The sequence below is a fragment of the Chitinimonas sp. genome (assembly GCF_041904975.1).
In the GTDB taxonomy this organism is placed as follows: Bacteria; Pseudomonadota; Gammaproteobacteria; order Burkholderiales; family Chitinimonadaceae; genus Chitinimonas.
The window spans coordinates 1-3,756 of sequence record NZ_JAYRLZ010000355.1 but is presented as its reverse complement, the minus strand read 5'-3'; the positions used below and the strand labels follow the sequence as shown (position 1 = coordinate 3,756).

At 63.0% G+C, this 3,756-nt stretch carries 5 protein-coding genes; 3 read left to right on the top strand and 2 right to left on the bottom strand.

Features of this window, described 5'->3' with window-relative positions:
• Positions 1–118: 118 nt before the first annotated feature.
• Positions 119–1,057 (bottom strand): carbohydrate kinase family protein, encoded by a 939-nt coding sequence (locus tag ACE3OH_RS20665; RefSeq protein ID WP_374357614.1) that lies wholly within the window; start codon positions 1,055–1,057, stop codon positions 119–121.
• A 118-nt stretch (positions 1,058–1,175) separates the two neighbouring features.
• On the bottom strand, positions 1,176–2,099 hold the full coding sequence (locus ACE3OH_RS20660) for a Dyp-type peroxidase (protein ID WP_374357611.1): 924 nt from the start codon (positions 2,097–2,099) through the stop codon (positions 1,176–1,178).
• A 126-nt stretch (positions 2,100–2,225) separates the two neighbouring features.
• Here ACE3OH_RS20660 and ACE3OH_RS20655 point away from each other — a divergent pair, with 126 nt between their 5' ends.
• The 3 genes from ACE3OH_RS20655 to ACE3OH_RS20645 all read left to right on the top strand — a co-directional run.
• Positions 2,226–2,642 (top strand): acyl-CoA thioesterase, encoded by a 417-nt coding sequence (locus tag ACE3OH_RS20655; protein ID WP_374357608.1) that lies wholly within the window; start codon positions 2,226–2,228, stop codon positions 2,640–2,642.
• Positions 2,639–3,154 (top strand): N-acetyltransferase family protein, encoded by a 516-nt coding sequence (locus ACE3OH_RS20650; RefSeq protein ID WP_374357605.1) that lies wholly within the window; start codon positions 2,639–2,641, stop codon positions 3,152–3,154. Before ACE3OH_RS20655 ends, ACE3OH_RS20650 begins: the two co-directional genes overlap by 4 nt.
• Positions 3,155–3,259: 105 nt before the next feature.
• The coding region (locus tag ACE3OH_RS20645; protein WP_374357602.1) for a M16 family metallopeptidase at positions 3,260–3,756 on the top strand (497 nt) is incomplete at its 3' end.

Sequence of the window (3,756 nt, the reverse complement as noted above, 5' to 3'; positions counted from 1 at the left end):
GCGGAGGCGTTCTTTCTGTGGCGCGGGGTGCGGCCGGAAACCGAAGCGGTGCTGGTGGACTTGCGCGCCGGCTTGTAAACGAAAACGGCGGCCTAGTGGCCGCCGTGAGTCGCGCAGATTACAGCGGCAGCTCGCCGCCAAACGCCTCGCGATACGCCAATTTCAGGCTGTCGCGGGTGAACTGGTGGTTTTGCGGGCCGTGCTGGGCGATCTTCAAGGCGCCCAGCAAGGAAGCGAGGCGGCCGGTGATTTCCCAATCCCAGCCCTGCTCGATGCCATACAGCAGGCCGGCACGGTAGGCGTCACCGCAGCCGGTCGGGTCGACTACCGCAGCCGCCTTGGCCGGCGGAATGACGATTTCGCGACCCTGGGCATAGATGGTCGAGCCATCGCCGCCACGGGTAACGATCAGCGCCTTCACATGCGCCGCCAGCTCGGTCATGGTCTTGCCGGTCTTCTCTTCGGTCAGCGCCGCTTCGTAGTCGTTCAGCGTCACATAGTCGGCATGCAGCATGCAGTCGAGCAGCTCTTCGGCATTGAACAGCGGCATGGCCTGACCGGGGTCGAATACAAAGGGGATACCGGCAGCGCGGCATTCACGCACCCGTGCCAGCATGCCTTCGCGGCCATCCGGGCCGATCAGCGCCAGGCTGATACCGTCGACGTGGTCGAAGCGATTATTGTGCGACTCGCTCATCGCACCGGGGTGGAAGGCGGTGATCTGGTTGTCGTCCAGATCAGTGGTGATAAAGCACTGCGGCGTGTAGTGCTCGGGCAACAGGCGGATGCATTCCTGACGGATGCCCAGCTTGCCGAGGCGCTCGGCATAGGGGGCAAAATCCTGGCCCACGGTAGCCATGGGCAGCGGATCGCCACCCAGCATCAGCAGGCTGTAGGCGATATTGCCGGCACAGCCACCGTATTCGCGGCGCATCTGCGGCACCAGGAAGGACACCGACAGCATATGCACCTTGTCCGGCAGGATGTGGTGCTTGAAGCGGTCGGGGAAGACCATGATGGTGTCGTAGGCGACAGAACCGCAAATCAGGATAGGCATGTTACTAGCTCAAAATGGCAAACCCGCCGATTGTACTGGAGCTGGCCGATTTGGACGAGACTGTGCCGCATCGCAGCACAATCAGCGCCCGCACCACCGCCGGGCAAGGCCAGCCGCCTCAGTCCGCCAGCGCCAGCAAGAGCGGCAGGGGCGGTACAAAGTAGGCAGCGCCCGACACTGCGCGGGTAAAGCGCAACAGATTGTCGCTGTGGCCATCTCGGGCGGTCACCATATTGGCCAGCATGCGGGTGAAGATGGCCGGCGTCTTGCAGTAGCTGATAAACATCAGCCCCTGCTCGCCGCCCACCGTGCCATAGGGCATGGATTGCCGGACGATTTCCAGCTCCTGCCCGTCTTCTTCGATCACCACCCGCGCAATATGGGCGCTGGCCGGTTTGACGGCGTCGTCCATCTCGATATCGTCCAGCTTGCTGCGGCCGATCACCTGCTCCTGCGTTGTCACCGGCAGCGCCTGCCATTTCGGCAGGTCATGCACAAAGCGCTGCACATGCAGATAACTGCCGCCGATAAAACCCGCCTCATCATCGATCAGCGCCACGGCCGGCCGCTCTTCCAGCACCGGGTTTTCCGTGCCATCGACAAAGCCGGTCAGATCGCGCGCATCCAGATAGCGGAAGCCCGGTATCGCTTCGCTTAGCGAAAACGCTTCTGCCAAGCCAATGCGTGCCAGCTCACCGGCGGCAAAGCACAGATCATGGCGCTCGCTGCGCAGATGGACGAATACCGCATGTGGGGTCGACGGCAGCGGATGAATCGCATCGGCAAACTGCGGGAATGGCGCCAGCTCGCGCGGCGCAACACGATCCAGCAGCGCCCCCCACTGCTCGCAGCCGATCGCAATCGCCCAGCAGCAGCGCTCGGCATCATGCTGGCGCTCCCAATCGGCCAGCTGCATCGCCAATCGGGCGATCGACTGGCGTGCGCTGGCCGGCGCAGTGCCGGGCAACAGGTCAAACGACAGAAACAGTGCGTGCAGATGGCTGCTGGCGCAAATGGCAGACTGGGCGAGGGCTTGCGACATGGAAGGCTTCCTGGTGACAGATGGCGCCGATTTTAGCCGCGCCGCAGTCGCCATGGTGTCAGCCGGCTTTGATTCATGGCGCAGGAAGGATAATCTAGCAGCTGATCGAACCCGCACCTTGCCGCCATGACAACCAGCCTGCTTTCTGTCGATACCTTTCCGATGCGCTGGGGTGATATGGATGCACTCGGCCATCTCAACAACGCCATGTATTTCCGTTTTCTGGAAGAAGCGCGGGTGCGCTGGCTGGAGGCGCATGGCTGGGGAGTGCGACCGGATGCAGGCTGCGGTGCCATCCTGGCAGCAACCAGCTGCCAGTTCCGCACGCCCTTGGTCTACCCCGGCGATATCCGGGTGGAAACCCATGTCAGCCGTATCGGCAATAGCAGCTTTACCCTCAGCCACCGCATATCACGCCAGGACAATCCCGAGCAGACCGCCGCCGAAGCCGAGGCGGTGGTGGTGTGGTGCGACTATGCCAGTGGACGTTCGCAGCCGCTGCCGGACGCCCTGCGCAGCGCCCTGATCCGGGATCGCATATGAAAACCGCCTTTACCGTCCGCGATGCCCGCCCCGGCGACGCACCGGCCATTTACGCACTGGTGCGCGAATTGGCTGCCTATGAAAAACTCAGCCATCAGTGCGTAGGCAGCGCTGAAAGCCTGCATGAGCACCTGTTCGGCGCGCGGCCCTATATCGAAGCGCTGGTCGCCGAGGTCGAGCGCAACGGCGCGCTGCACGCGGTAGGCTTTGCCGTGTATTTCCACAATTACTCGAGTTTTCTCGCCAAACCCGGCCTGTACCTGGAAGACCTGTTCGTGCTGCCCGAATACCGGCGCAACGGCATAGGCGAAGCCATGTTCCGCGAAGTGGCGGCCCGAGCGGTGGCACGCGACTGTGGCCGCTTCGAATGGGCGGTACTGGACTGGAACACGCCAGCATTGGCGTTTTATCGGGCGCTCAATGCCACGGTGCTGCCCGAATGGCGCATCTGCCGCGCCACCGGCAGCAACTTGCGCGGCATGGCGGAACGCACGGCGCCCGACCCGGTCTGAGCCGATCTCGCATTTTCCTGCCCTGCCCGCGCAAAGCGGCTGGGGCCGGACATCCCGTAGTACCTACATCTTTACAAGGGCTCAGCCCACTACTCAGGAGACTCCATGCACTTCCCGCTTTCCCGCCTGGCCCTTGCGCTGGCGATCAGTTTTGCCGCCGCCACCCATGCTGCCGAACCGGCCACGCCGGCCCCGGCACAAGTCGCCAAGACCGCCATCCCGAGCGGCCCGCAAAAAATCACCACAGTCGAAGGCATCAGCGAATACCGCCTGCCCAATGGCTTGCGCGTATTGCTGGCACCGGATGCCTCCAAGCCCACCACCACGGTGAATGTCACCTACCAGGTCGGCAGCCGCATGGAAAAGTATGGCGAAACCGGCATGGCCCATTTGCTCGAACACCTGGTATTCAAGGGCACGCCCTCGCTGCCGGGCAAGACCATCGTGCAGGAGTTCGGCAAGCGCGGTATGCGCTGGAATGGCACGACCGACCTCGATCGCACCAATTATTTCGAGACCTTCACCTCCAGCGACGACAACCTCGACTGGGCGCTGAAGATGGAAGCGGACCGCATGGTCAATTCCCATATCGCCCGCAGCGA

Excerpts from the sequence above, each read along its gene's own strand:
- ACE3OH_RS20665 (WP_374357614.1), bottom strand. The coding sequence starts at position 1,057 with ATGCCTATCCTGATTTGCGGTTCTGTCGCCTACGACACCATCATGGTC.
- ACE3OH_RS20660 (WP_374357611.1), bottom strand. The coding sequence starts at position 2,099 with ATGTCGCAAGCCCTCGCCCAGTCTGCCATTTGCGCCAGCAGCCATCTG.
- ACE3OH_RS20655 (WP_374357608.1), top strand. The coding sequence starts at position 2,226 with ATGACAACCAGCCTGCTTTCTGTCGATACCTTTCCGATGCGCTGGGGT.
- ACE3OH_RS20650 (WP_374357605.1), top strand. The coding sequence starts at position 2,639 with ATGAAAACCGCCTTTACCGTCCGCGATGCCCGCCCCGGCGACGCACCG.